Annotated in this window: 1 protein-coding gene; it reads right to left on the bottom strand. The window is 39.9% G+C overall.

All coding sequences use genetic code 11. The annotated features are described in order from the left end of the window. A partial coding sequence (locus tag H8S65_RS20900; RefSeq protein ID WP_186931724.1) for a FimB/Mfa2 family fimbrial subunit occupies positions 1-559 on the bottom strand: 559 nt, incomplete at both ends.

Here is a 559-nt window from a genome sequence, read left to right as displayed (position 1 = left end):
TAACGTACTGAACAACAGTACCCCAGTCTGAAACGCTAATATTGATATTGTTGCGGGAAAGATCAAAAACGATATTCGTTTGTTCTCCTTCGTTTGCAGCCACGTTTTCTGAATTTTTGACATTTTCGGAAGAAAGTACCAAAACGTCGTCTCTGTAAAGTTCTATAGTCATATTTTCGGCCGGTAAAATAGAGAATGTGCCTGTCGTCAAGTTTCCACTCTCGTTTAAAGTAGCCGGAATGATATATTCGATATCATTGCCTGTCAATTCACCATTGCAGTTGAAAGAACTTTTAGTTCTCTTGATTTTATAATAATAATTGCCTTCTTTAGAATCATATACCTTTAAAGCCCCTTTTGCCAAGATCGACATGGAAGAAACTTTGCGTTCGATCTTTAATTCCTGTGCGGTCGCTTTTGTGGAAGAGCGGTGTAAAACGATTTGTCCATAGAACAGGTCTCCCGGCAGATTGTTTGCAACGCCATTGTTTTGTTTCAGGCTGACCTGCAGGTCTGAGATGATGTTCGCCCGGTTCATATTGCTGATTTCTTCGTTTTC

Source organism: Parabacteroides hominis (assembly GCF_014287585.1).
Classification (GTDB): Bacteria; Bacteroidota; Bacteroidia; order Bacteroidales; family Tannerellaceae; genus Parabacteroides; species Parabacteroides hominis.
The sequence above is the reverse complement of the archived record's forward strand: the minus strand, read 5'-3'. Positions and strand labels throughout refer to the sequence as shown.